17 protein-coding genes are annotated in these 25331 nt (G+C 72.5%); 9 read left to right on the forward strand and 8 right to left on the reverse strand.

Features of this window, described 5'->3' with window-relative positions; genetic code table 11:
- Positions 1-117 precede the first annotated feature (117 nt).
- The 3 genes from WMF45_RS09630 (at position 118) to WMF45_RS09640 (ending at position 1747) form a co-directional block, all read left to right on the forward strand.
- Positions 118-522 (forward strand): response regulator, encoded by a 405-nt coding sequence (locus WMF45_RS09630; protein ID WP_437298776.1) that lies wholly within the window; start codon positions 118-120, stop codon positions 520-522.
- 515 nt (positions 523-1037) lie between these two features.
- Positions 1038-1394 carry a response regulator gene (locus tag WMF45_RS09635; RefSeq protein ID WP_044964390.1) on the forward strand — a complete coding sequence of 119 codons (357 nt, stop codon included), beginning with the start codon at positions 1038-1040 and terminating at the stop codon, positions 1392-1394.
- A complete protein-coding gene (locus tag WMF45_RS09640; RefSeq protein ID WP_437716630.1) occupies positions 1391-1747 on the forward strand; it encodes a gamma-glutamylcyclotransferase family protein in 357 nt (118 codons plus the stop codon). Before WMF45_RS09635 ends, WMF45_RS09640 begins: the two co-directional genes overlap by 4 nt.
- Positions 1748-1755: 8 nt before the next feature.
- On the opposite strand, the gene WMF45_RS09645 is transcribed toward WMF45_RS09640, so the two are convergent.
- The 4 genes from WMF45_RS09645 to WMF45_RS09660 form a co-directional block, all read right to left on the reverse strand.
- Positions 1756-4851: a CheR family methyltransferase gene (locus WMF45_RS09645; protein WP_437716631.1), complete on the reverse strand. Its 3096-nt coding sequence runs from the start codon at positions 4849-4851 to the stop codon at positions 1756-1758.
- A gap of 155 nt (positions 4852-5006) precedes the next feature.
- Positions 5007-5651: a hypothetical protein gene (locus WMF45_RS09650; protein WP_437716632.1), complete on the reverse strand. Its 645-nt coding sequence runs from the start codon at positions 5649-5651 to the stop codon at positions 5007-5009.
- A gap of 184 nt (positions 5652-5835) precedes the next feature.
- Positions 5836-6219 carry a hypothetical protein gene (locus WMF45_RS09655; RefSeq protein ID WP_437716633.1) on the reverse strand — a complete coding sequence of 128 codons (384 nt, stop codon included), beginning with the start codon at positions 6217-6219 and terminating at the stop codon, positions 5836-5838.
- 341 nt (positions 6220-6560) lie between these two features.
- Positions 6561-7292, reverse strand: coding sequence for a TetR/AcrR family transcriptional regulator (locus WMF45_RS09660; protein ID WP_012234368.1), 732 nt, complete (start codon positions 7290-7292; stop codon positions 6561-6563).
- Positions 7293-7441: 149 nt separating this feature from the next.
- On the opposite strand from WMF45_RS09660, the gene WMF45_RS09665 reads away from it, so the two are divergent.
- Positions 7442-8104 carry a UdgX family uracil-DNA binding protein gene (locus WMF45_RS09665; RefSeq protein ID WP_437716634.1) on the forward strand — a complete coding sequence of 221 codons (663 nt, stop codon included), beginning with the start codon at positions 7442-7444 and terminating at the stop codon, positions 8102-8104.
- Between the two features lie 58 nt (positions 8105-8162).
- Positions 8163-10109 carry a potassium transporter Kup gene (locus WMF45_RS09670; protein WP_437716635.1) on the forward strand — a complete coding sequence of 649 codons (1947 nt, stop codon included), beginning with the start codon at positions 8163-8165 and terminating at the stop codon, positions 10107-10109.
- 15 nt (positions 10110-10124) lie between these two features.
- On the opposite strand, the gene WMF45_RS09675 is transcribed toward WMF45_RS09670, so the two are convergent.
- A complete protein-coding gene (locus WMF45_RS09675; protein ID WP_437716636.1) occupies positions 10125-11414 on the reverse strand; it encodes a citrate synthase family protein in 1290 nt (429 codons plus the stop codon).
- A gap of 223 nt (positions 11415-11637) precedes the next feature.
- Between WMF45_RS09675 and WMF45_RS09680 the strand changes: the two genes are divergently transcribed.
- The 4 genes from WMF45_RS09680 to WMF45_RS09695 all read left to right on the forward strand — a co-directional run bounded on the left by WMF45_RS09680 (position 11638) and on the right by WMF45_RS09695 (position 19026).
- Positions 11638-12786, forward strand: coding sequence for a citrate synthase (locus WMF45_RS09680; RefSeq protein ID WP_437716637.1), 1149 nt, complete (start codon positions 11638-11640; stop codon positions 12784-12786).
- A 273-nt stretch (positions 12787-13059) separates the two neighbouring features.
- Positions 13060-13860 (forward strand): recombinase A, encoded by an 801-nt coding sequence (locus tag WMF45_RS09685; RefSeq protein WP_437716638.1) that lies wholly within the window; start codon positions 13060-13062, stop codon positions 13858-13860.
- Between the two features lie 13 nt (positions 13861-13873).
- The gene (locus tag WMF45_RS09690) at positions 13874-15742 is read left to right on the forward strand and encodes a DinB/UmuC family translesion DNA polymerase (protein WP_437716639.1); all 1869 of its coding nucleotides are present in this window, start codon (positions 13874-13876) and stop codon (positions 15740-15742) included.
- Positions 15739-19026 carry an error-prone DNA polymerase gene (locus WMF45_RS09695; RefSeq protein ID WP_437716640.1) on the forward strand — a complete coding sequence of 1096 codons (3288 nt, stop codon included), beginning with the start codon at positions 15739-15741 and terminating at the stop codon, positions 19024-19026. The genes WMF45_RS09690 and WMF45_RS09695 overlap by 4 nt, the downstream gene beginning before the upstream one ends.
- 69 nt (positions 19027-19095) lie before the next feature.
- On the opposite strand, the gene WMF45_RS09700 is transcribed toward WMF45_RS09695, so the two are convergent.
- The 3 genes from WMF45_RS09700 to smc form a co-directional block, all read right to left on the reverse strand.
- Entirely contained in the window at positions 19096-20745 is a 1650-nt protein-coding gene (locus WMF45_RS09700; protein WP_437716641.1) for an ATP-binding protein, read from the reverse strand.
- Between the two features lie 182 nt (positions 20746-20927).
- Positions 20928-21512 carry a hypothetical protein gene (locus tag WMF45_RS09705; protein ID WP_437716642.1) on the reverse strand — a complete coding sequence of 195 codons (585 nt, stop codon included), beginning with the start codon at positions 21510-21512 and terminating at the stop codon, positions 20928-20930.
- Complete coding sequence (gene smc / locus WMF45_RS09710) at positions 21509-25114, reverse strand: chromosome segregation protein SMC (protein WP_437716643.1); 3606 nt, start codon at positions 25112-25114, stop codon at positions 21509-21511. Before smc ends, WMF45_RS09705 begins: the two co-directional genes overlap by 4 nt.
- Positions 25115-25331 lie beyond the last annotated feature (217 nt).

Raw genomic sequence — 25331 nt, forward strand, 5'->3', positions numbered from 1 at the left:
GGCCAGCGGAGGCTCGGGCAGCGTCGAGCGTCCATCCCGTCCTCCCCCGGCATGGGGAAGAGCGGGCGCGCTGCCCTGGCGAGCGACCCCCGCTACTGAAGAAAGCCGAGGGGAGCCATGTGTGGCAAGCACGTGATCCTGGTTGCGGAGGACGACGTTGACACCGCGACGATGCTGGAAGAGCTCCTGACCCTGGAAGGGTACGAGGTCGAGCTGACCGCCACCGCGCGCGCGGTGCTCGATGCGCTCGCGGAGCGGCGCTTCCACGCGGTCCTCCTTGATCTGACGATGCCAGGCATGACGACGGACCGGTTTGTCTCCGAGATCGAGGGGCTCGGCACGCCCTCGCCCCTCATGATCTTCTCCGCCCGCCTCCCCCACGAGATGCAGGCGATCGCCGAGCGGCTGCATGCGGCCGCGCTCATCCCGAAGCCGGTGGACATCGACGTCCTGCTGGGCACCCTCTCGAAGGTGGTGCTCGGCTCGCTCGGCTCGCGCGGTTCAACAGATATCGACCGTTGACGCTGCCCGTTCGGACCACGTCGCGAGCGCCTCGGGCCGTCGTTCCGGCGGACGCCGGGCTGCTGCGCCCCCCGGCGCCGGTGGTAGGATCGCCGCTCATGACGTGGTGGATGGCGAGCAAGCCGCGCTGCGCTCACCCTGGCGGGCCGCAGATCGGGCACAGAGCGGCTTCGCCGGAGCGCCGCCGTGCTGTAACATCGGGCTCGACCGCCGACGATCGATCGCCGTAATGCGTACGCCCGAACCCGCCTGCCAGAGCTGCCGGCTCACCCAACGTCGACCCCGCGCGGTTGCATGGCCGTATGGCCGCACGGGCGACGCGGGAGCGGGCTCCGTTCCGAGGCGCCTTTGCGGCGGTGATTGCCGGAGAGAGACGTAGAGAGACCTTCATGAGCCCCCTTCCTCGCAGAAAGAGCCTCATCAAGCGGAACCCGAGCAGGGATTCAGGGCTTTCCCTGTTTCGCCGTGACGTCAGGCTTTCGCATAGTGGTTGATGCACCGTGCCTGCCACTCCCTTGAAGAGGATCCTCGTTGTCGATGACGATCCGGATATTCGAGAGACCCTTGCCGAGCTCCTGCAGGAGGAGGGGTACGCCGTCGCGTCGGCGGCGCACGGCGGTGAGGCGCTCAGCGCGCTGAGAACGGATCCGAGACCCGGGCTCATCCTGCTCGATCTCATGATGCCGATCATGGATGGCTGGCAGTTCAGGGCGGAGCAGAAGAAGGATCCGGAGCTCGCCGCGATCCCGGTGGTGATCATCTCGGCGACGGGCCGCGACGAGTTCGTGTCCTCGCTCGGCGCAGCGCAGTTCCTCAAGAAGCCGATCAACCTCGAGCAGCTGCTCGCCGCGGTCGAACAGCACTGCCGGTGACGGCGCGCCTGTTCGTCTACGGCACGCTGATGCGCGGCGAGCGCGCGCACGCGCTGCTCGGGCGCGCGCGGTGCCTCGGGCCCGCCCGCACGGCCCCGTCGTTCGAGCTCGCCGATCTCGGCGCCTACCCGGCGCTCGTGCGCGGGGGCTCGGTCGCGGTCCTCGGGGAGCTGTACGAGCTGGACCCGGAGGCGCTGCCCTCGCTCGACCTCTACGAGGACTGCCCCGAACTCTTCAGCCGTGAGCCGCTCGAACTCGACGGGGGCGCGCTCTGCGAGGCCTACCTCATGCCCGCAGGGCAGGCGCTGGGGTGGCCTCGGATCGCCTCGGGGGACTGGCGGACACGGCGGTGATGAGCGCGTCAGCCGGGGCCCGCGCGGCGCGCTGGCCGCAGCCCGGGTGGACCGGCCGGGTCGATCTCGGGCGCCGTCCTGTCCTCGACGACGAGCAGCAGGGCCGGGAGCTCGCCCTCGTCGGCCTGGAGCCGGAAGGCTGAGAACGAGAGCGTCCTGCGGCCGGCGTGCGCGAGCACGGCCTCGAGGCGGAAGTCGACGAGCGCGGCGCGGCGGTGGAGCACGTCCCGGAGCTGCTGCTCCAGCTGCGGGGTGTTCCATCCGGCATCGATGGCCGAGAGCGATCGTCCCTCGATGTCCCCGAGCGGGACCATGAACTGCTCGCAGTAGCGCCGGGTGACCGCCCGGATCCGGAGCTCCCCGTCGAGCAGGAGGAACGGATGGCGCAGCACCTCGAAGACGGCGGAGAGGCCGTCGCGCGCGCCCGCGAGCTCGCGCGCCGCGCGCCTCGGCGCCTCGCTCTCCAGCCAGCAGATCACCGCGCCGTCGACCTCGTCGTCGGTGGTCCGGGAAGGGCGTGCCCGCAGGAGATAGCACCGCCCGTCGCGGTCCTCGACGTGCCGCTCGACGGTGCTCATCTTGCCGAGCACCTCGGCGACGACCGGCGCGATGTCGGCCACGCTCCTCGACTTCACCTCGAGGATGGACCTGCCCACGTCGCTCGCGGCGAGGCCGAGCAGCTTGTCGGCGGCGCCGGCGACCCGGCGGATCCGCAGGTCCGCGTCGACCATCAGCATCGGGATGTTCATGCCGCCGAGGAGCATGCGCAGCTCGTCGTTGGCGAGGCCGAGCGCGACGTTGCTGCTGCGGAGCTCCTCGTTGATGGTCGTCAGCTCCTGGTTCGCCGACTCGAGCTCGTCGTGGGCGCCCTCGAGCGCGTCGTTCACCCTGTGCAGCTCGTCGTTGCTCGCGAGGATCTCGTCGTTCGTGCACAGGAGCTCTTCGTTCGTCGCCTCGAGCTCATCGATGAGCGACTGGAGGTACTCCCTCGTGGTCACGAGCTCCCTGCGGAGCTGGACGATCTCCAGATCCTTCTGGGCGTCGTTCGGGGCCGGGTCGCTGCCCGGCCGGTCCAGCCGCGCGGCGCCCGAATCGGAGAAGGTGACGAGGAAGCAGCGCCCTTGCGGGAGCCGCACCTTGAGCGGCCAGACCTCGACGTCGACGTACCGGATCTTCTCGTCCTGCCTGACCTTGAGCTGCTCCTTGCGGGCCATCACCCCCGAGTTCATCGACGCGTCGATGGCGGCCCGGATGCCGAGGACGAGCCCCTCTCGGGCCATCTTGAAGAGGTGGAGGCTGGCGTCGCCCGGTGACGGCTCGAGGTAGGGCCCCGTCTTGCCCCGGAACTGGACGATCTGCATCTCCTCGTCCACGACCACGCCGGCGGGGGCATAACGCGCCATGACGATGGCGTCGGCCTCCTTGCGCACCGCATCCATGCCGAGCCCCTCGGGCTCCCGCGGCCGCTCCGACGCCAGCGCGACCACCGGCGCGCCGGGCAGAGCGGGCGCGGTGAGGGCGAGCGAGTGGGCCGCCTCCGACGCGGCGCGCTTGCAGAAGATCCTGTGGGTCCTGTCCACGACCCCGAACAGATCGGGCGCCGTGGTGAGGCTCTCGGACGAGCCGAGGAGCAGGAAACCCGTGGGCTTGAGGGCCTGGTGGAACGTCTGCAGCAGCCTGCGCTGCAGGCTCGGCTCCAGGTAGATCATCAGGTTGCGGCAGCTGGTGAGATCGAGCTTCAGCAGGGGCGGGTCGGCCGCGGCGTTGTGGCGCGAGAAGATGCACAGATCGCGGACCGATTTGTTGACCTGAAAGCCGCCTTGTACCCTGACGAAGAAGCGGCGCAGCCGGCTGGGAGAGACGTCCATCGAGATGCTCTCGATGTAGATCCCGGACCGCGCCTGCTGGATGGCGGCCTCGCTCAGGTCGGTGCCGAAGATCTGGATGGCATGATCGGTCGCGTCGGCTTCGAGGAACTCGAGCAACGAGATCGCGAGAGAGTAGACCTCCTCGCCCGTCGAGCAGCCCGGCACCCAGATGCGAACAGGGGAGTCCTGCGGCCTGCTGTGCATGAGCACCGGGAACACGTGGGTCTTCAGCGCGGCGAAGGCGCCCGGATCGCGGAAGAACGTGGTGACCTTGATGAGGAGGTCCTGGTAGAGATCCTCGATCTCGCCGGGGTGCGCTCTCAAATGATCCAGGTAGTCCTGGAGGGTGGCGAGCCGATGGAGCGTCATTCGCCGCTGGATGCGCCGCCTCAGGGTGCTCTTCTTGTACTGGCTGAAGTCGACGCCCACCGCGGCGTGAAGCAGCCGAAGGAGCTTGCTGAGATCGGGGTCCATGCCGAGGGGCGCACCCTGCCTGAGCCATGGAGCGAGCACGTGCCCGGGGCGACCCATCCGCACGAGCTCCGCCGCGATCTCCTCGACGCTGAGGACGAAGTCGACGCCTCCCGCCGCGATGGCGCTCCGCGGGAGCGCCGGCCGCTCCGCGCCGCGCGGGTTCTCCGCGAAGGTGACCCCGCCCTCGGCCTTCACGTCCTTCAGCCCCAGCGCACCGTCGCTCCCGGCGCCGGACAGCACGACAGCCACCGCGCCCGACCCCAGCTCGCCCGCGAGCGAGCGCAGGAAGAGATCGCCTGGGCCCGGGCCGCCCTCGCCCCGCGGCGCGAGCTCGACGCGGAGCCCCGCCAGCGTCGCCCGCGCCTCCAGGGGCAGGACCTGGACGCGACCCGGCGCGAGCTTCGTCCCCGATCGGAGCTCGGCCACAGGGAGAGGGCTGCTCTGCGCCACGAGCTCGAGGAGGGGGAGCTCCCCTGGATCTGCGCTGTAGATCAGGACGAGAGAGAGGCTGGTATCTCTGCTGGGCAACCGCCGGAGGAGCTCCGCGATCGCGCCGCGTCCGCCGGCCGAAGCGACGACACAGACGACGGGAAAGCGCAGCTCACCCTCGGGGCGCGGCTCGCCCGCCGCGGCGCTCTCGCCGGCGTCCTCGGGCGGGACCGGCGCGCGCCCCGGCGCGGATGCCCTGCCGGCCTGGGGCGCGGCGTCGCTCGGGCCCGGTGCCCCGAGTTGCGTCCGGCGTGACTTCTTCTGTTCGGGCATTGTTGGCTTGAACGGTTGGGCGCGCTCTCACGCGTCTCGCGACGGCGAGCGCCTGACAGGGACTAAGCCAGGGTTCCGGTGGGCGGTCGGTCAACGATGGCTGTCGTCGTCCATGTCGCGCATGGGACACGGCGCCTCACGGTCATCTCACCCTATCAACGCGCGCCTTCCAGGCGCTTCAGGAGTTGCTCGATCCGCTCGATGATGTGTGCGGATCGGTCGGATACCATTCGGGCAGAATCGTTGAGCCTCATCAGTGCCATTTCATCCATCCTCCCGCCGGGCTGGAGCCTGATCATGGCTTCCAGCGCGGCGTCGTGGCGCGCTCGGGCGACCTGGGCTGCCGCCATCGCGCGGCGCAGGCGTGCGCGCGGCGGCTTCAGGTTCTCGACCCCGGACCACCTCCTCTCCGGTGAGACGTGCCGCGCCTCGCCCTCGGCTCGCGCCAGGTGATCGGCGGGCGGCGCGAGCGCCTCGGGCGCCGCGAGCGGCGCGGGGGCCTGCGCCCCTCGCGGCGATCGATCCGCCTCGTCGTTCCCCGCGTCCTGCGTCGGAAGGCGGAGGTTGACGCTGATCTGCTGATCCTCCGCGTGCCCCCCGGCGTCCTCCCAGCCCCGTTCGTCGACGATCTGCTTCGTCGTGTCGTTGACGAGGAAGACCTGATCGGCGTCGTGGAACCGCTCTGCCCGCAAGGCCTGCAGCGCAGACCGGGCCGTCTCGAGCGAGCGGATGTGCTTCGTGAGCGCGAGCCGCCTGCCCCGGAAGCGAACGTAAATGCTGTAGCTGGTCTGGGGCGCCATCTCTATCGCCTCGTGGGCCCGGTCGCGTCATGCGGTGTCTGTGCTCTTCTTGACAGCAGCTTCCGGGGTGCAGCTCGCCATGGCGCCGGGCCGAGCGGGCGAGGCCCCCGCTCCATGAGATTCTCACGGATCGCTCGCCGTGAGCCCAGGGCGCGAGTCCTCGGGGCTCGTCCTGCTTGCGGTCTCACGCCTCCGGTACCGCCGTCAGCATCACCAGCCTCCCGGCGGTCTGCTCGGCTGTTCTGCAGGCGGTGCGCACGAGCTGCCACTCTGCCTTCACGAGCTCCGCCATGAGCGACCTGTCCTGACAGAGGGCTTTGCTCAGCGACTCCTCGGCGTCTTCGCCGAAGGACAGCACGCGAATCGCGATGGAGAGCGCAAAGTCCTTGGTCAGCCGGACGCGCAGGTCGACGTCCGGGGTGGAGACGTGGAGCGCGTGCTCGGCGAGGGCGACCTCGATCCTTTCCGCAATCGACCTTGCGGTGTCCGCACGCCACTGGATCGATCGACAGGTCTGCCGGAGCAGCTCCTGGATTAACCGTCCATCACGACCCGTCTGTATGCCCATTCCGCCCCCTCGACAGTTCCGTTCTTCTGCGGAGAGCCGTCCAGAGAGTGCCTGCGACCGGCCAGAGCGCGCGACGGTCGGCCTGGCGCGATTGAACGAGCAGGACCGCTCCCCAAGGCTGCACTCCTCCCGAGTTGCCCGAGCGGTTCCCCCTCCGGCTCCCCGCTCCACCCCCTCACTGTCCCGCCGAAAATCCCGTTGACTGCTAGCTGTAGCTCAGCTGCTGCCCGACCGACCGCTAGGGCGATATGGAATCCCTCGTCAGGGATTCCCTGCAAGCTGTCCTGGCACCGCTGAGCCTCTGGCCGTTCTATTCAGGCAAAGCCCTACGCCTAGGTCACCTAGGTCGCCTTGGCCTTGGAGCGCCGGCGCTCGCTGCTCGACGCTGAGGCAGGCGGCGGGTCGGCGGTCTGCCGCGCGCTGCGCGGGGGGGCTTCCATGACCGACAGGTCAGCGACGGCGCGCACCTCCGGGGCGAGCAGGCCGTGCGTGAAGAGCTGGAGCACCTGCGCAGCCCAGGCGGCGATGTCTGGCCTGGACGGCGCGTCGATGAGCTTGCGCACCAGGCGATCGAAGGCGCCGGAGATGAGCGCGGCGATGACGCTGGGCTCCAGATCGCGCCGGTAGAGGCCGATGTCGATCGCGTACCGGACGCGGCCCTCCACCTGCCGCGCGACGCGCTGCGCGAACTCGTCGATCAGGTAGGCGTACGGGGTCCCACCGCCTCCGGCCAGCATCATCCTGAGGAGCGCCCGGTTCTGCCAGCAGAACTCGAGCACCTCCAGGTCGTGGGCGAGGACCCGCTTGAAGTACTCGTTCACCGACGCTCGCTCGGCCTCGAAGACGATGGGCGGCGGCTCCACGCAGTCGGCGAGGCGCGCGATGAAGGTCTCGACGATCTGCTTGAAGCAGTCGTCCTTGCTCTGGAAGTGCAGGTAGAACGCGCCCTTCGAGACGCCTGCGCGCTCGGTGATGTCCTCGACCCTCGCGGCGGCCAGGCCGCGCTCGGTGAAGGCAGCCTCGGCGGCGCGGAGCAGCTCGATCCTGGCGCGGCGATCGGCAAGGCGGGGCATTCTGACTGGTCGGTCAACGTCGGAGGACCGGGGCACTATGGGAAGGCTGCCGGAAGCCGTCAAGACGCTCGTCGGCCGCGCTCCTCGCGACGCGGCGCGTTCGACCACGCCGCGTCGCCCATGGCACGAGCGATGCCGCGGAGGCGGTCATGGCGACCGTGGCGAGACGAAATGCAGCAGGGCGCGGCGTCGGCGAGGCGACGGCGGCGGCTCTCGTCCCCAGCCCTCCTTCGTTGCCGAGCCTGCGCGAGGCCGCCGCGCGGTGCCGGGCGTGTCCGCTCTGGGAGCGTGGGACGCAGACGGTGTTCGGCGAGGGCGCGGCGCGATCGGACGTGCTCCTCGTCGGCGAACAGCCGGGCGACAAGGAGGATCTGGCCGGCAAGCCGTTCGTGGGCCCGGCGGGGCAGCTGCTCGATCGCGCGCTCGAGGCGGCGGGGATCGAGCGGCGCCGGGCGTACGTGACCAACGTGGTGAAGCACTTCAAGTGGGAGCCGCGCGGCAAGCGCCGCATCCACGTGAAGCCGGACGCGCGCGAGATCCGCGCGTGCCTGCCGTGGCTCGCCGCGGAGATCGCGGTGGTGCAGCCGGCGATCGTGGTATGCCTCGGCGCGACGGCGGCGCAGGCGCTGCTCGGCGGCTCGTTCCGGGTCACGCGCGAGCGCGGCAGGATCGTCGCCTCGCCGCTCGCGCCGCGCGTGCTGGCGACCGTGCACCCCGCGTCGATCCTCCGCGTGCCGGACGAAGCGACGAGGCGAGCCGAGCTCTCCCGCTTCATCGAGGATCTCACCGTGGCGGCGCGCGCGCTCGGCTGAGCCGGCGCGCGCCGCCTCCTCGCGAGGCGCGCTCTCGATGGAGTAGGATTCGCCCGCGATGACGATGAGCCCACGACCGGTCCCTGCCGCAGAGCGCCCCGCGTCCTCTCCGATGGCCGAGCGCGCCCACCCGGGGAGCTCGAAGAAGATGTGGCCGCTGATGCTGGCGGCGCTCGGGGTCGTCTACGGCGACATCGGGACGAGCCCGCTCTACGCGATGAAGGAGTGCTTCAGCCCCAGCAGCCCGCACCACGTCGCTCCGACGCCCGAGAACGTGCTCGGGGTGCTCTCGCTGATGTTCTGGTCGTTGATGATGGTGGTGACCGTCAAGTACGTGACGTTCATCACGCGGGCCGACAACGAGGGCGCGGGCGGCATCCTCGCGCTGCTCGCGCTCGTCCCGAGCGGCGATCGCAAGGGTGAGGGCCGCGGTCTCCTCGTGCTCCTCGTCCTCGTCGGCGCGGCGCTCCTTTATGGCGACGGCGTGATCACGCCTGCGATCTCGGTGCTCTCGGCTGTGGAGGGCCTCGAGGTCGCGATCCCGAAGCTGGACCCTGCCGTCGTGCCGATCCTCACCTGCGGCGTGCTGCTCGCCGTGTTCCTCGTGCAGAAGCGGGGCACGGCCGGGGTCGGGTCGATCTTCGGGCCGGTGACGCTCGTGTGGTTTGTCACGCTCGTGCTGCTCGGGGCCAAGGAGCTCATCCGCAGCCCCGGCGTGCTCCGGGCCGTCTCACCGACCTACGCGGTGAGCTTCTTTGTCGAGAACCAACTGCATGGCTTCCTGATCCTCGGCGCCGTCGTCCTCTGCATCACGGGCGGCGAGGCGCTGTACGCCGACATGGGGCATTTCGGCCGCGTGCCGATCAAATACACCTGGTACACGATCGTCTGGCCCGGGTTGCTCATCAATTATTTCGGCCAGGGCGCCATGCTCCTCGCGGACCCCACCGCGGCGGCGAACCCGTTCTATGCGCTCGTCCCGTCGTGGGCGCTCTACCCCACGGTGGCGATCGCCACCGCGGCGACGGTCGTCGCGTCCCAGGCGCTCATCTCCGGGGCCTTCTCGCTGACCCAGCAGGCGGTGCAGCTCGGGTATTTCCCGCGCGTCACGGTGGTCCACACGTCGAAGGACGAGGCGGGGCAGATCTACATCCCCGAGGTGAACAGCGGGCTCCTGATCTCGTGCATCGTGCTGGTCCTCACCTTCAAGAACTCGAGCGCGCTCGCGGCTGCCTACGGCATCGCCGTCACGGGGACGATGGGGATCACCACGGTGGTCTATTACGTGGTCACCCGGAAGACGTGGGGTTGGCCGGTCTGGAAGTCGCTCCCGCTGGCCGGGCTCTTCCTGGTGATCGATCTCGCGTTCTTCGCGGCGAACAGCGCCAAGTTCTTCCACGGGGGCTGGGTGCCCATCGTGATGGGCGCGGCGATCTTCACGGTGATGACGACCTGGAAGACGGGGCGCAAGCACCTCGCCGAGGCGATCAAGTCGGCGATCTTGCCGCTCGACATGTTCCTCGAGGACGTGAAGCGCGTGAAGCCGCACCGGGTGCGCGGGACGGCGGTCTTCATGGCGTCGAGCCCGGAGGGCACGCCGCCGATCCTGCTGCACCACGTGAAGCACAACCAGGTGCTGCACGAGCAGGTGGTGCTCCTCTCGATCCAGGTGACGAACGTGCCGGAGGTGCCGGCGGAGCGGCGCACGACGGTGATCCCGCGGGGGGAGGGGATCTACCAGGTCACGGCGTGTTACGGCTTCATGCAGACGCCGAACGCGCCGTCGGTGCTCGAGGGGTGCAAGCGGCACGGGCTCGACATCGACCTCGGGAGGACGAGCTACTACCTCGGCAGGGAGACGCTGCTGACGACCGGGCGCTCGAAGATGTCCCGGTGGCGCAAGGGCCTGTTCGCCTTCATCTCGCGGAACGCGCGGCCGGCGACGGCGTACTTCGGTCTGCCCCCGAACCGGGTTGTCGAGCTCGGAATGCAGGTCGATTTCTAGGGGCGGGCGCGGGGCTCAGGGCCCCGTGTACCGGGCGCGCGGCCGGAGCATGTACCCCGCCTCGCGCTGCTCGAACGCGTGGGCGATCCAGCCGGCGGCGCGCCCCACCGCGAAGAGCGCGGCCGCCGTGCCGGCCGGCAGGCCGAGCGCGGCCGCGATCGCGACGAGGCCCAGGTCGAGCGACGGCGGATCGAGGCCGGCGTCGCGCAGCGCGTCGACGAGCGCGAGCACCGTGCGCAAGGCCGCGCTCTGCGGGGCGAGCGCGCGGGCCGTGTCGAGCAGTAGCTGAGCGCGGGGGTCGCCCTCGGGGTAGAGCCTGTGCCCGACGCCGGCGATGGGCTCGCCGCGGCGCAGCCGCTCGTGGACCGCGGCGGCGGCGCGCTCGGGCCGGCCTGCCTCGGCGACCAGGGCCTCCACCCGGTCGGTCATGCCGCCGTGCCTCGGGCCGGAGAGCGCGGCGAGCCCCGCGCTGACGCAGGCGTAGAGGTCGGCGCCGGTGGAGGCGGCCACCCGGACCGCGAACGTCGAGGCGTTCAGCTCGTGATCGGCCGAGACCAGGAGCGCGCGGTTCACGGCGCGCTCGGCCTTCTTCGAAGGGTTCGCGCCGAGGGCGATGAGCAGCCGCCGCGCCGCCCCGTCGGCCTCGAGGGCGTCGGTCGCCCTGCGCGCGTCCCGCCCGAGCCCCACGAGCGCCGCGACCGATCGCACGAGGGCCCGCGCCCGCGCGCGCTCCGCGTCGCCCGTGGGGATGCGCCCGTCGCCCGAGGGCGCGCCCACGTGGCGGGTGGCGTCGTGCGCGCCGAGCGCGGGCACCACGAGCGCGAGCGCGACGAACGGCGGCGCGCCTTCCGGCAGGAGCGCCGCGAGCTTGGCCGGGCGGACGCTCAGCCGGCCTGGCCGCGGCGTCGGCGCGCCCTCCGCCGGCAGCTCGCCGGTCCAGAGCAGCTCGGCGACCGCCTCGAAGGGCACGTCGTCGAGCGCCAGCGCGACCGCCTCCTTGCCCCGGTAGACGGGCCCGCGCGGGCCGATCGCCGTGAGCGCCGACTCGAGCACCGGCTCACCCCACCGGAGCGCCTCGGCGGCGACCGGGCCGTGGCCGGCGCGCGCGTCGTGCCGCGCCTTGAGCCGCTCGATGTCCGCCCGGAGGTAGAGCCGCGCGCGCCCTCGCCCGCCGGGCACCCCCCGGAGCACGCCCCGGCTCGCGTACGCGTAGAGCGTCTCCCGCTTCACGCCGAGCAGCTCCGCCGCCTCCGCGCCGGTCACGTACGCCGAGGGCCGTTGACCCGAGTCAGGTAGATCCACCATGAGCGCCCATCAACGTCGCATCCATCCTGTCTTCCGATGCACGAGGCGCCAGCGTCGCGAGCGCCGGCGACATCGGCGACATCCATTCCTCCTAGCACCGCCCTCCTCGGCTTCCTCCGGGATTCTGCCTCGACGCGCTTCGAGGCCGTGCATGGTTGATTGTACAATCAAGGTTGATCAACCTCGTGCGGTGCCCAAGATGTCGTCAGCGGAGGTGATCGGGATGAGGGATGTGGCGGCGCCGCTCGCGAGCGGCCTGGAAGGCGTGGTGGTGGCGGAGACGCGGCTCTCGGAGGTGGACGGAGAGCGGGGGAGGCTCACCCTGGCGGGCCATGACGTCGAGGCGCTCGCCAGCGGCGGCGGGGTGACCTTCGAGGACGCGTGCGGGCTGCTCTGGGGCGGCGCGCTGCCCGGGGCGGCGGAGCGGGAGTCGCTCCGGCGAGCGATCGCCGAGGGGCGGACGAGGGCCTTCGCGCTGCTCGGGCGGCTCGGGGACGCGCTCCAGGCGGGCGACGGGATGGACGCGCTCCGCGCCGCGGTCGCGCACCTCTCGGGCGACGTCCCGCCCGCGGCGATCGCCGGGGCGGTGGCGACGTTCGCGGCGGCGTGGGCGCGGCGCTGCGCGGGGGAGGCGCCGGTCGCGCCCGATCCGGCGCTCCGGCTCTCGGCCGACTACCTGCGCATGGCGCGGGGGGCCGCGGCGAGCGAGGCCGAGGCGCGCGAGCTCGACACGTACCTCGTGACGGTCTCGGATCACGGCATGAACGCGTCCACCTTCACCGCGCGCGTGGTCACCTCGACGGGGTCGGACGCGATCTCGGCGGTGGTCGCGGCGATCGGCGCGCTGAAGGGGCCGCTCCACGGCGGCGCGCCCGGGCCGGTCCTCGACATGCTGGACGCGGTCGCGGCGAAGGCGGGCGAGGGCGGCGCGCCGCTCCCGGGCTGCGCCGAGCGCTGGATCCAGGCCGAGCTCGCGGCGGGCCGGCGGATCATGGGGATGGGCCACCGGATCTACCGGGTGAGGGATCCGCGGGCGGCGGTGCTCGAGCGGGCGATCGAGCGGCTCGAGCGGACGGCAGGCGGCGCGCGGAGCGCCCGGCTCGCGCTGGCGCGTGAGGTCGAGCGGGCGGCCGAGGCCGCGCTCCGCGCGCGGCACCCGGAGCGCCCGCTGCGCGCGAACGTCGAGTTCTACACGGCGGTGCTGCTCGACGCGCTCGGGCTGCCGCGCGCGCTCTTCGCGCCGACCTTCGCGGTGGGCAGGGTCGCCGGCTGGTGCGCGCACATCGACGAGCAACGGCGCGCGGGGCGGCTCATTCGCCCGAGCTCACGCTACATCGGGGGCGTCCCCGCAGCGGCAGCTCCGCCGCATTGAGGCGTCAGGCCTGCCGCCCGCGCCCCGCAGGGCTGGCAGGAGCGCTGGTCGTCGCCGGCCATGAGGTCGACCTGCCCAGGTCGGACTTATTGAAGAGTCCGCGCCGGCATTCGCTTCATCCCCGTCGTCTTGCCATTCTATCCGCACAGAAATTGCCGGAGAGGCTGCTCCAGAGCCCTGGGAGGGCAAAAGGAGAACGCCACGGGCGCGGGTAGGACGTTGTTCGTCCTGCAAAGTTGGCAGCCTCGCGGGGGCACTGTTATCGTGTTCAGTATGTCGTCCGCCGCTCTTGCCGCTCCGCTTGCCCGGGACCTCCTGCGCCATACCCTCCCCGAGTTCGAAGCGCGCGCCAAGACGCTCCCGCTCGGCCTGCGGGAAATCAACGACGCGCTCCCGGAAGGGGGGCTGCCGCGCGGGGGGGTGGTGGAGCTCGCCGCGCCGCGGGGGCTGGGGCGCTCCACCTCGCTCGCCCTCTCCGCGTGCGCGTCGGCGCAAGCGGAGGCGCGGCTGCGCGGGACGAGCGCGACGGCGGGGGCGTGGTGCGCGTGGATCGACCCGAGCGGCTCGCTCTTCGCGCCGGCGGTCGCGCGCGCGCAGGTCGATCTGAGCCGGCTGCTCGTGGTGCGGCCCCCGCCGGAGGTGCTCGCGAAGGTCGCGGTGCGGATGGCGATGAGCCGGGCGTTCGCGGTGCTCGTGATCGACGTGGCCGGGGTCCCGGGGGCCTTCGGCCAGGGCACGGGGAAGGGGGAGCGGAGCGCGCCCGGGGCGGGGCGCCGCGAGGAGGACCTCGCGCGCTGGGTCAACGTGGTGCGCAAGCTCGCCCTGGCGATCGAGGGGAGCGACGGGACGATCCTGCTCCTCACCGATCGCCAGGCGGCGCGGCCGATGCCCTTGCCGGTCGCGATGCGGCTGGAGCTAGAGCAGGTCGCCGAGAACCGGTTGATGGTCCGCGTCGCCAAGGACCGCCGAGGGCGCGTGACCTCGCCGACGCCGGTGGTGCTCGGGGAGCGGCCCGGGGACAAGGCAGAGCGGACGGCGGGCGGCGAGCCGCGGCCCGCGCTGTCGCGGGCGTGAGAGAGGAGAGGCGATGGCGGTGAAGCGCATTGTGGCGATCGTGCTCCCGCAGCTCGCGTGCGAGCTGGTGAAGCAGCGCGGGCCGGTCTCGCCGAGCGGGAAGGCGCCGCTCGCGGTGATCCTCGGGGGCGAGGAGGACCGCCGCGCGGCGCTCACCCTGCAGACCGAGCGCGAGCCGCAGGCGCCGGCGGCGGTGATCGACGTGGTCGACGACGAGGCGAGGCGGTACGGGGTGAGGCCGGGGCAGAAGGTCGTCGAGGCGGCGGCGCTGGTCGCCCACCTCGCGATCCACCGGGTGACGTTCGCCGAGATCGACGCGGCGCTCGGCCGGGTCGCCGAGGTGGCGCTCGGGCTCGGGGCGACGGCGTCGATCCAGCTCGGCGAGCAGGGCGCCCCGCGCGCCGGCGCGGCGCGGGCGAGCCGCGCTACCGAGCGCGCCGCGAGCGAGGCGCGGAGCCCCTGGGGCGACGGCCCGTACGACACGGTGTGGCTCGACATCACCGGGGCGTCGCACCTCGTCGGCGGCGAGGAGGCGCTGCTCGGCGAGCTCGGCGAGCGCGTGGCGGCGCTCGGCCACCGGGCGCGGCTCGCGATCGCCGACGGGCCGCGGCTCGCGCAGGCGCTCGCGCGCTTCGGCGCGCACGCGGACGGCGGGGGAGGGGCGGAGGCCCCGATCGCGCCGCCGGGCAAAGGGGCGCAGGCGATCGGGCCCTTGCCGGTGCAGGCGCTGCCGGTCGAGCGCGAGGTGGCGAGCTTCCTCGTCCGGCTCGGCGTGCTCCGCGTCGAGGATCTCGCGCGCCTTCCGCGGGCGCAGGTGGCGGCGCGGCTGGGGCCGCGGACGGCCGACGTGATGGAGCTCCTCGCCGGCCGCGATCCCGTGCCGCTCCTCCCGTTCGAGGTGCCCCGGCTGCTCGAGGAGGAGGTGCTCTTCGACGAGCCGATCGAGAGCGCCGAGTCGCTCCTGTTCGTGCTGCGCGGCATGACGTCGCGGATCGCGTCGCGGCTCGCCGCGCGCGGGGAGGCGTGCGGGCGGCTCAACGTGGCGATCGCCTACGATCGCTCGATCGCGCGGCTCCGCCTCGGCGAGCGCGAGGACGACGGCGGCGCCGCGGCGCTCCTGGAAGACGACGGGCGCGGCCCCTCTCTGCGCTTCCACGTCGACATGCCGGTGCCCCTCTCGGACGCGGGCGATCTGCTCCGCCCGCTGAAGGCGAGGCTCGAGCGGATCGAGCTCGCGGCGCCCGCGGTGGGGGTGCATGTCATCGCCTCGCGCATCGCGCGGGCCCGCCGGGTGCAGCTCGATCTGTCGCGCGACCGGTCGGTCGATCCCGACAGCCTGCCGGCGCTCCTGGCCGAGCTCTCGGCGGAGATCGGCCAGGAGCGGGTGGGCATCCTGGAGATCGCCGACGCGCACCGCCCCGAGGCGCGCTCGCGGCTCGTGCCGGCCTCTGGCGAGGCGGCCATGACGCGCGCGTCCGCCGCGGCCCGCGCGCGCGCCGCGGCGGATCGGGGCGCGGCGGAGCAGGCGGGGGGCGCCGACGCGCCGGCGCTGGAGCCCGCGCGGCTCCTCGTGCAGCCGATCCCGCTCGGCCGGGTGGGGCGCGGGGCGATCGTGGCCGTCGATCGGCACCTCTACGCGATCGAGCGGCTCTCCTTCGTGATGCGGATCGACGCGGTGGAGTGGTGGACGCCCACGCCGGCGTCGCGCGATTACGCGCGCGCCTGGCTCGTCTCGGGCTCTCCGTCCGGCAAGGCCGCCCCGGCGCGCCTCGGCGAGCTGCGCCCTCCGCGAGACGGCGCGAGCGCGAGCTCCTGCGGCGAAGCGTGGATCTACGTCGACCGCGCGACGGGCGAGGCCTTCCTGCAGGGGTGGTGCGAGTGAGCGCCGGCGCGTCGGTCCCGTTCGTGGAGCTCTGCGGCCGCTCCTGCTTCTCGTTCCTGGAGGGCGCCTCGCACCCCGAGGAGCTCGTGCACCGCGCCAAGGAGCTCGGCCTCGAGGGGCTCGCGCTCTGCGATCGCGACGGGATCTACGGCAGCGTGCGCGCACACACGGCGGCGAAGAAGGTCGAGCAGCGGGTGATCGTCGGGGCCGAGCTGACGCTGGGCGCGCCGCGCGGGGGCGCCGAGCGCGCGCCGGAGGTCCGGCCGTCGGTGGTCCTCCTGGTCGAGGACAGCGAGGGTTACGCGAACCTCTGCCGCCTGCTCACGATCGCGCACGCCGAGTGCGAGAAGGGGATGGCGAGCATCTCGGTGGAGGCGATCGCGGCGGCGCAGCGGGGCCTCTCCGCGATCGTGCCGCTCGATCCTCTCGTGCCCGCGGGCGTCTCCGGCGCGCTCCTCGGCACGCTGCGCGACGCGTTCGGCGAGCGCGCGCTCGTCGCGACCTGGAAGCACCTCGACCGCCGCGACGGCGAGCGCGTCGCGGCGGCCCTCGCGGCGGAGCGCCGCTACGGCCCCTGCGTGGTGGCGACGGCGCGCCCGCTCTATCACCACCCGTCGCGCAAGCCGCTCGCGGACGTGCTCGCGTGCATCCGGACCAAGACAACGCTCGATCAAGCGGGGACGCGGATCGCGCCGAACGCGGAGGCGTACGTGCGGTCCGGCGCGCAGATGGCGGCGCTGTTCCGCGATCATCCGGCCTGGGTCGCGCGCACGGTGGAGGTCGCGTCCCGCTGCCGCTTCTCGCTGTCCGAGCTCCGCTACAGCTTCCCGAGCGACGCCCTCTGCATGCCGGGGGAGACGTCGGATCAGGCGCTGCGCCGCCTCACCGAGGAGGGCTGCCGCGACCGTTACCCGGAGGGGGCGCCGCCTCCGGTGCGCGCGCAGATCGAGAAGGAGCTCGCCTTGATCGCGAAGCTCGGCGTTGCGCCCTATTTCCTCAGCGTGCAGCAGGTCGTGAAGATCGCGCGCGCGCGGCAGATCCTCTGCCAGGGGCGCGGGAGCGCGGCGAACAGCGCGGTGTGCTTCGTGCTCGGCGTGACGGCGGTGGACCCGGCCCGGTCGAGCCTGCTCTTCGAGCGCTTCCTGTCGGAGGAGCGCCACGAGCCCCCGGACATCGACGTCGATTTCGAGCACGAGCGCCGGGAGGAGGTGATCCAGGCGATCTACGAGATGTACGGGCGCGACCGGGCGGCGATGGTCTCGGAGGTGATCGCCTACCGCGGCAAGAGCGCGCTCCGGGAGGTGGGCAAGGCGTTCGGCTTCTCGGCGGATCAGGTCGATCGGCTGAGCGGCCTCGTGCTCCACCACGAGGCGGACATCACCGAGCAGCGGGTCAGCGAGGCGGGCCTCGATCCGGATGACGTGCGCGTCCGGCAGGCCGTCATGATGGCGAGCGCGCTCGAGGGCTTCCCGCGCCACCTCTCGATCCACGTGGGCGGCTTCGTGCTGTCGTCCGAGCCGCTGCACAAGGTGGCCCCGGTCGAGCCCGCGCGGATGGAGGGTCGCACGGTGATCCCGTGGGACAAGGACGATCTCGACGATCTCGGCTTCTTCAAGATCGACGTCCTGGCGCTCGGCATGCTGACGGCGATCCGCAAGGCGCTCGGTTTGATCCACTCGGACCGGTACGCCGAGCTCGCGGGTCGCTTGGGCCACGCGGCACGGGACCCCGCGTCCGCGGGTCCCTTGGTCCACGCGGCAGAGGACCCTGCGCCCGCGGGGGTCTCGTTCCATGCGGGCCGAGGCGCCGCGTTCGATCCGATCGCGGCGCTCGCGCAGATCCCGCCGGAGGACCCGGCTGTCTACGAGGCGATCGGCCGGGCCGACACGGTGGGGGTGTTCCAGATCGAGAGCCGCGCGCAGATGGCGATGCTCCCGCGGCTGAAGCCGAACAAGTTCTACGACCTGGTGATCGAGGTGGCGATCGTGCGCCCCGGGCCCATCCAGGGCGGGATGGTGCACCCCTACCTGCGCCGGCGGACGGGGCAGGAGCCGCCGGTGTCCCCGCACCCGTGCCTGGATCCCATCCTGGAGCGCACGCTCGGCGTTCCGCTCTTCCAGGAGCAGGTGATGCAGATCGCGATGGTCGGCGCGGGTTACACGCCGGGCGAGGCCGACCAGCTGCGCCGCGACATGGCGGCGTGGAAGAAGCACGGGCGCCTGGAGCGGCACCGCGGGCGGCTCATCCAGGGCTTCGCCGAGCAGGGGATCTCGGCGAGGTTCGGGGAGATGCTCTACCAGCAGATCCAGGGCTTCGGGGAGTACGGCTTCCCGGAGTCGCACGCGGCGAGCTTCGCGCTCCTCGTGTACGCGTCGGCCTGGCTCAAGGTCCACCACCAGGCGGCGTTCACCTGCGCGCTGCTCAACGCGCAGCCGATGGGGTTCTACAGCCCGTCGGCGCTGGTGCAGGACGCGCAGCGGCACGGCGTGGAGGTGCGGCCTGTGTGCGTGGTGCAGAGCGCGTGGGACGCGACCCTGGAGCCTTCCGCCGAGCCCTCGGCGGGCCCGGCGCTGCGGCTCGGCATGCGGCTCGTGAAGGGGCTCGGCGAGGCGGCCGCGGCGGCGATCGTCGCGGCGCGCGAGGAGGCGCCGTTCACGAGCCTCCCGGATCTCGTGAGGCGCACGGAGCTGAAGAAGAACGAGGTGGAGGCGCTCGCAGAAGCGGGCGCGCTCGCCGCGCTGGTGCCTGCCCGGAGAGAGGCGCTCTGGCGCGCGCGCGCCCCCCGGGTGGAGGGGTTGTTCGAGGGCGTTCCGATCGAGCAGGACCGGGACGTCGGGCTCCCTCCGCTCAGGCCGCTGGAGCAGCTCGCGCTGGACTACGGGCGCGTGGGTCTGTCGCTGCACGACCACCCGATGCGGCACGTGCGGCGGGCGCTCAAGCGGCGGCGCGGGGCCGGGCGCGTGCGGACCGCCGAGGAGATCAAGGCCGCGCGCGACGGGGAGAGCGTTCGGGTCGCCGGGATGGTGGTCGGACGCCAGCGGCCGGCGACCGCGAGCGGCGTGACGTTCATGACGCTCGAGGACGAGACCGGCGTGGTCAACGTCATCGTCCAGCGGCAGGTCTTCGCGGAGTACGAGCACGTGGCGAGGAACGCGGCGCTCTTGCTCGTCGCCGGGCGGATCGAGCGGCAGGGCGAGGTCATCCACGTGCTCGCGCGCGAGCTCGAGCGGCTTGAGCTGCCGAGCGGCGAGGAGATCGCGCTCAAATCGCGCGACTACCGCTGAGGGCGCGCCGACGCCGCGCTCCCGGGGCGCGGGGCGATCGGCGGCGCGTGAGGAGAGCACGCGCGCTCGTCAGCGGGCGGCGACGACCTCGTCGACCAGCGAGAGCAGCGTCGCCGCGTCGAACGGCTTCAGGAGCAGCCGGGCGTTGACCTGCTGCAGGAACGCCTTGCTGCGCTCCGTGAAGGCGCCACCGGTCAGGAACACGACACGGCGCTGCTGCTCGGGCGCGTGCTCGGCAAGCGAAGTGTAGAAATCCATCCCCGTCATATCGGGCATCATGAGGTCGCACAGGATGGCGTCGTAGCGCTCTCCGGCGCGGATCCGGCTGAGCGCGTCGCGCGCGCTCGCGGTCGCGGTCGTCTCGTGCCGTGGCTCGAGCGTCCCCGCGATCGCCCGCGTGAGCAGCGGCTCATCGTCGATGATGAGGACCCGCTGCCGCTGCGCCGCCTCCGGCGCGAGCGCGTCGAGGATGCCGTTCTCGCGCGGCCACCTCGACGCGCACGAGCCGGGCGCAGCGGAGGCGTGCGCCTCGCTGGCCGTGGCGGCGGGGAGGACGAGGCGGAACGTGCTCCCCTTGCCGTGACGGCTGTCCACCTCGATCCGACCGCCGAGCGCCGTGACGATGGAGTGGCAGATCGCGAGCCCCAACCCGAGCCCTTCGCCAGCTTCCTTGCTCGTGTAGAACGGCTCGAAGATCCGCTCGAGCGACTCGGGCGCGATCCCGGCGCCCGTGTCGCGCACCTCGACGACGACCGACCCCTGGGCGTCACAGCGCGTCGAGAGCTCGATCTCGTTCTGCTCGGCGAGCCCCTCGGGGATGGCCTGCGCGGCGTTCACGATGAGGTTCAGGAAGACCTGCGCGAGCCGCGGCTCGTTCGCCTGGACGGGCGGCACCTCCTGGAAGCTCCGGACGACGCGGGCGCGGTGCCGGATCTCGTTCATCGCCATGTGGACGCAGGAGTCGAGCACCCGCCGGGGGTCGACCGGGCCGCGTCGGTCCTCTTCGGCGCGCGAGAAGCTGTGGAGATCGCGCACGATGAGCCGCACCCGCTCGGCGCCCTCGCGCGCGTCCTCCAGCAGGCTCAGCACGTCGGAGAGCTCGCTCGATGGAGCGCGGCCGTCGCCGTGAGAGCGCGCCCAGGGGCCGCCGCGCGCAGCGCTGTTCCTACGATCGAGCGAGCCGATGCGCCGGATGGCCGCGTCGACGTTCGTGATGACGAAGGCGAGGGGGTTGTTGATCTCGTGCGCGACGCCGGCGGCCAGCGTGCCGACGCTCGCCATGCGGCCGGCGCCGACGAGGCGGGCCTGCGTCTGCGCGAGCGCCTGGCGCGAGGCGGCGTCGCGCGCGGCGCGCTCGCGGACGACGGAGAGCCGCGCCCGGGGGCCCGCGCCGTCGCCGCCCGCGAGCAGGAAGTCGCTCGCGCCGGCCGCGAGGATGCCGTCGATGTCTCCGTCGCGCTCGGTGATGGCGAGGACGAACACCGCATCGCCGCCGGGCTGCGCCCGCACGCGGCCGCAGAACGCGGCGGCGCTGGCGGGCTCGCTCCAGTCGACGGCGAGCACCGGCGGCGCGTCGCTCAGGCACCTCTCGAGGGCGTGCGCGGGATCGGAGGTGACGCCGACGTCCGGCACATGGCGTCGGATCAGCGCTTCGAATCGCTCGCTCGCCGCGGCGCGCCCGCGGAGGAGCAGGATGGCGGCCGGCTCCGCGCAGCCCATCGACGTCCTCTCAGCTGTCCTTCGAAGACCCGTTTCAGGTGTCCTTCGAAGATCCTTTACCGCATCTCCATCCCGGCGTGCAGGCATGGTGATCCGTTCCGCTGCGCCTGCCAGGCACCCCGCCGCGTCGCCGGTCTCCTTCGAGCCGCTCGCCAGCCGGTCGGCTCGCCCGCTTCGCGCGGCTATCGAGGGCTGGATGTCGCGTCGTCGTCCGGATCGCCGTCGTCGGCGATCCTCGTCGCACCGTCCGTGAGCGGCGGATACAGGCTCTCGACGAACTTCCCGGAGAGCCGCCCCGCGAGGTGTGCATCCATCCGCGCCATCGCCTCGCGCAGCCGATCGATCTCGTCCGAGAGCGCTGCCTTGAGCGGCTGGCGCTGCGCCTGTTCCATCCAGGCGAGCTCTACAAGCGCCTCCTCCAGGTGCGCGCGCGCCGCACCAAGGTGCGCGCGCGCCGTGCCGTCCGCCTCGCCCGCGTTGGATTCTCGGACCAGGTACTCCGCGACGCGCACGCGCCCGCGGTAGCGGACCCGCGTCCGCTCGAGGAAATCCCGGTACGGCTTCACCGCCCCGCTGAGCGCCTGCACCGCCGCCGCGAGCGCGCTCGCCTCGCCCTGGAGCGCCTCGCGATCGGCGCCGGAGAGCGCCGTGTTGTGCTCGACGTGGGCCTCGATCGTCGCCAGCACCTCGCGGGCCCAGCGGAGGTGCCGGAGCCCCGAGGCGCTGCGCGACAGGCGCTGCGCGGCCGCCGCCCCCTCCGCGCTCACGCCACCGCCGCCGCCGGCGCCGCCTCGCGCTCCGGGCGCTTCGCCGTCTCGTTGATCTTCACGCTGACGAGCTTCGAGACGCCGGGCTCCTGCATCGTCACGCCGTAGAGCACGTCGACCGACTGCATCGTGCGCTTGATGTGCGTGATGAGGATGAACTGCGAGTGGCTCGTCATGCTCCGGATCGCCTCGTTGTAGCGGGCCACGTTCGCCTCATCGAGCGGCGCGTCGACCTCGTCGAGGATGCAGAACGGCGACGGCTTGAACTGGAAGATCGCGAAGATGAGCGACACCGCGGTGAGCGCCTTCTCACCGCCGCTCATGAGCTCGATGTTCCCGAGCTTCTTGCCCGGCGGCTGCGCGAGGATCTCGATCCCCGTCTCCAGCATGTCGTCGGGGTTCGTCAGCCGGAGCTCCGCCTGGCCGCCGCGGAACATCTTGGGGAACAGCGTCTTGAAGCGCGCGTTGATGCCGTCGTACGTCGTCTTGAAGAGCCGCTTCGACTCGCGGTTCATCTGGGCGATCGCCTTCTCGAGGTCGTCGAGCGCCTTCTCGAGATCGGCCTTCTGGCTCGAGTAGTACGTGTACCGCTCCTCGGCCTCGGCGTGCTCGCGCACGGCGTCGAGGTTGACGGGGCCCATGCGGTCGAGCAGCTCCGTCAGCTCCTGGATGCGCGCGCGGTGCGAGGCGTCGGCGGGCGGCCGCTTGTGGTAGTCGCCGACCACGCGGGCGAGCTCCAGCCCGCGGAAGCGCTCGCGCACCCCCTCGATGAGGTGGTCGTGCTCGACCCGCAGCCGCTCCAGCGCGAGCTCGTGCTTGCGGAGCCGCTCCGACACCTCGGCCAGCTCCTGCCGCAGCCCGCGCAGGTCGGCCTCGCGCACCCCGTGCGCCTGCCGCGCCTCGTCCAGCGAGCGCCGCGCCTCGGTCAGCGCGGCCTGCGCGGCGTGCGCCTCGGCGACGGCGCGGACCAGCGCCTCGCGCGCGATCATGATCGTCGCCGCGGCCTTCCCCGCGCCCACGGCGCTCTCCGTCCGCTCCTGGTCGAGCCGGGCGATCCGGCCACGGAGCTCGTTGCACGACCGCGTGAGCCGCTCGACCGTGCCCCGCGCCGCCGCGGCGCGCTCGCGCACGCGCGCGAGCTTCACCTTGCGCTCGGTCACGACCGACTGCTGCCCGAGCACCCGCTCGCGCCACTCGGCCGCGACCTGCTCGGCGTGCTCGAGGCCGGCCGCCGCCGCCTCGCGCGCCGCTCGCCCCGCCTCGAGCTTGTCGCGCGCCGCTTGCTGCTCGCTCCCGCCGGCGTCGAGGTTGTCGGCGAGGTCCTCGAGCTCGGAGCGCACCACGCCCTCGCGCTTCTGCGCCGCGGCGAGCTGCTCCTCCGCGCGGCGGAGATCCTTCTCGGCCGTCACGAGCGCGAGCTCTCCCTCGTGCGCCTCGCTCCGCGCCCGCTCCAGCGCCGTCCCCACCTCGGTGATGCGCAGGCGGAGCTTCTGCTGCGCGTCGAGCAGCGCCGTCACCTCCTCCGACTTGGTCGCGACGAACTCGTGCAGCGCGCGCATCTCCCGCTTCTGCTCGATCATGCCGGCCGCGACCGCGTCGCCCGAGCCGCCGCTCACCACGCCGTCCTCGCGGAGGACGGTGCCGTCGAGCGTCACGAGCGTGCACCCCGCGCCCTCCGCCGCGAGCCGCGCCGCGACCTCGGCGGAGGCGACGACCACCGCGTCCCCCACGAGCGCGCGCGCCAGCGCCTCGTCCTCGGGCGCGAAGACGAGCCGGTCCACGAGGGGCCCGAGCACGCCCTCCCCGCGCGGCGGCCGCCGCGTCGCGCCGGCCACGAACGAGGGCCGCGCCGCGATCACGCTCGCCCGCCCCCGGTTGTTCTTCGACAGATCCGCGAGCAGCGCGATCCCGCGCTCGACGTCGCTCACGACCGCGCACTGCAGCCGGTCCCCGAGCAGCCCCGCGAAGGCCGCGGTCAGCTCGGCCGGCGCCTCGATCCGGTCGGCCACGAGCCCGAGCAGCGCCGGGTCCTTGGTCTTGAGGAGGTTCTTCACCCCCGCGCCGACGCCCTCCAGCCGCGCGTGCAGCTCCTCGAGCGCGCGGAGCCGGTTGCGCCGCTGCCCGAGCTCGTTCTTGGCGTGCTCCACGGCGCGGTCGCTCGAGACCGCCTGCTCCCGCAGCGTCTTCATCTCTGCGTCGAGCCGCGTCCGCTCCTCCGCCGAGATCCGCTTCCCCTCGGCGAGCTCCGTCACGTTGCGCGTCAGCGACGAGCGCCGCCGCTCGAGCTCCTCCGACTCGTACATCAGCCGCCCGAGCTCGTCCTCGAGCTTCGCCCGCCGCTGGCTCATCTCCGCCATGCGCCGATCGAAGCCGGTGAGCGACGCCTCGGCGGCCGCGACCGCCGCGGTGGCCTCGGCGGCCCGCCGGCGCAGGGCGGCGACCTCGTGCTCGGCCGTCCGCTCTCCGTGGCGCAGCTCCTCGAGCCGCTCGTGCTGCTCGAGCGCGAGCTCGCTCTCCCGCGCCTCTTCCTCGTCGACGCCGGCGAGCTGCGCCTCGAGCTGCGCCTTCTCTGCGCTGAGCTCCTCGACCGTCTTCTCGAGCTCTCCCTGCTCCTTGGCCGCGGTGACGAGCCGCTCCTCGAGGTGCCGCAGGCGGTCGCGCGCCCGCGCGATCTCCGCCTCGTGGGTGCGCACCTGGTTGTCGGCCGCGAACGCCTCGTTCTGCGCGCGCTCGGCCCGCTCCTCGCAGGCGAGGGCCTCGAGCCGGGTGACCTCGATCTCGGCCTCGCGCGCCGAGAGCGCCGTGCGCGACGCCTGCTCGCGCTCCGCGTGCGCGGCCCTGCCGAGCGACTCGTGCTGCGTGAGCACCGTGAGCTCGAGGAGCTTGTGCGACGCCTCGTGGAGCACGAGGTCCTCCAGCTCCTTGCGGTAGTTGACGTACCGCTCGGCCTTGGCCGCCTGGCGCTTCAAGGACGCGAGGTTCCTCTGGATCTCGGAGACGATGTCCCCCACGCGGAGCAGGTTCTGCCGCGTCTGGTCCATCTTCTGCTCAGCCTGCTTCTTCCTGGCCTTGTACTTCGTGATGCCGGCGGCCTCCTCGATGAGCATCCGACGGTCCTCGGGGCGCGCCGAGACGATGAGCCCGATCTTTCCCTGCTCGACGATGGAGTAGGCCTTCGTGCCGACGCCGGTGCCCAGGAAGAGGTCGGTCACGTCCTTGAGCCGGACCTGGGTCTTGTTGATGAGGTACTCGCTCGTCCCGTCGCGGAAGAGCCGGCGCGTCACCGCGATCTCCGCGTAGTCCCGGTACTCCAGGGGCAGCTGCGACGCCGCCGTCGGCTCGCTGTTGTCGAAGGTGAGCGTCACCTCGGCCATCCCGTGCTGGGCGCGGGTCTCGGAGCCGTTGAAGATGACGTCCGACATCGACTTGCCGCGCAGGTGCTTCGCGCTCTGCTCCCCGATCGCCCACCGGATGGCGTCGACGATGTTCGACTTGCCGCAGCCGTTGGGACCGACGATGCCCACCACGTCCGTGTCGAAATGGACCACCGTCCGGTCGACGAACGATTTGAACCCGCTGATCTCGAGCTTACGAATGCGCATGACGTCCCCGGGACCGGCCGGGCGGGCTTAAACGTATCGTCACAGCACGCCACGTACCGTCACAACTGGTGTCTCGGGGTCTACGTGGGCTGGCGCCGCGCGGCAAGAGCGGAATCCTGGCTCCTCACGCGCACCGAGGAGCGCGTCGAGGACCGGGTCTTGCGCATCCCGCTGGTGCAGCGATGTCCGAAGCGCAAGGTGTGCTTTTGGCAGCCGC

It is taken from the genome of Sorangium sp. So ce448 (assembly GCF_051520915.1).
Classification (GTDB): domain Bacteria; phylum Myxococcota_A; class Polyangia; order Polyangiales; family Polyangiaceae; genus Sorangium; species Sorangium cellulosum_B.

Excerpts from the sequence above, each read along its gene's own strand:
- smc (WP_437716643.1), bottom strand. The coding sequence starts at position 25,114 with ATGCGCATTCGTAAGCTCGAGATCAGCGGGTTCAAATCGTTCGTCGAC.
- WMF45_RS09650 (WP_437716632.1), bottom strand. The coding sequence starts at position 5,651 with ATGGCGCCCCAGACCAGCTACAGCATTTACGTTCGCTTCCGGGGCAGG.
- WMF45_RS09675 (WP_437716636.1), bottom strand. The coding sequence starts at position 11,414 with ATGGTGGATCTACCTGACTCGGGTCAACGGCCCTCGGCGTACGTGACC.
- WMF45_RS09665 (WP_437716634.1), top strand. The coding sequence starts at position 7,442 with ATGGCGACCGTGGCGAGACGAAATGCAGCAGGGCGCGGCGTCGGCGAG.
- WMF45_RS09645 (WP_437716631.1), bottom strand. The coding sequence starts at position 4,851 with ATGCCCGAACAGAAGAAGTCACGCCGGACGCAACTCGGGGCACCGGGC.
- WMF45_RS09690 (WP_437716639.1), top strand. The coding sequence starts at position 13,874 with ATGGCGGTGAAGCGCATTGTGGCGATCGTGCTCCCGCAGCTCGCGTGC.
- WMF45_RS09670 (WP_437716635.1), top strand. The coding sequence starts at position 8,163 with ATGACGATGAGCCCACGACCGGTCCCTGCCGCAGAGCGCCCCGCGTCC.
- WMF45_RS09700 (WP_437716641.1), bottom strand. The coding sequence starts at position 20,745 with ATGGGCTGCGCGGAGCCGGCCGCCATCCTGCTCCTCCGCGGGCGCGCC.
- WMF45_RS09655 (WP_437716633.1), bottom strand. The coding sequence starts at position 6,219 with ATGGGCATACAGACGGGTCGTGATGGACGGTTAATCCAGGAGCTGCTC.
- WMF45_RS09680 (WP_437716637.1), top strand. The coding sequence starts at position 11,638 with ATGAGGGATGTGGCGGCGCCGCTCGCGAGCGGCCTGGAAGGCGTGGTG.
- WMF45_RS09630 (WP_437298776.1), top strand. The coding sequence starts at position 118 with ATGTGTGGCAAGCACGTGATCCTGGTTGCGGAGGACGACGTTGACACC.
- WMF45_RS09660 (WP_012234368.1), bottom strand. The coding sequence starts at position 7,292 with ATGCCCCGCCTTGCCGATCGCCGCGCCAGGATCGAGCTGCTCCGCGCC.
- WMF45_RS09685 (WP_437716638.1), top strand. The coding sequence starts at position 13,060 with ATGTCGTCCGCCGCTCTTGCCGCTCCGCTTGCCCGGGACCTCCTGCGC.